A 452-nucleotide genomic window follows, 5' to 3' on the forward strand; every position below is an offset into this window, starting at 1 on the left:
CCCAGATTGAGGAGGGCCGTATCGCAACTGGGTACTTTTATCTCTCAGGATTCGACCTCTACAGGGAAGACCTTGAGAATCTGGCTGACCCCGAGGAACTCGGCCATGCTCCACTTCGGATCTTGATGGGTCGTCAGACGAATAGGGGAACTGCTGACGAAATCGGTGAGGGGCAGAATCTCAAAGAGGAGCTCAAAAGAGAGGTGAGAGAAAGCATCTCGGAGCTGAATAACGCTCAAATTGGCCGACTAGACCGGCTACGAGACTTTATCGCCGAAGGCGAGGTGAGCGTCCGTGTGCGAAATCCCGAAAACGGTTACTTCCACGCAAAGGGTGCCTCATTTCGAGCGCCACTCGAAGATGACGAAGATTGGGGATACGACGAGGATGAAGACACCCGCCCATGCGCTACAGTTGTCGGCTCCTCGAACTTCACCAAGAGCGGCCACCAG

1 pseudogene is annotated in these 452 nt (G+C 54.6%); it reads left to right on the forward strand.

Features of this window, described 5'->3' with window-relative positions:
• A pseudogene (locus tag D3D02_RS19765) lies at positions 1 to 452 on the forward strand (phospholipase D-like domain-containing protein); the annotation flags it as partial.

The organism is Halobellus sp. Atlit-38R (assembly GCF_003665925.1).
Taxonomy (GTDB): domain Archaea; phylum Halobacteriota; class Halobacteria; order Halobacteriales; family Haloferacaceae; genus Haloquadratum; species Haloquadratum inordinatus.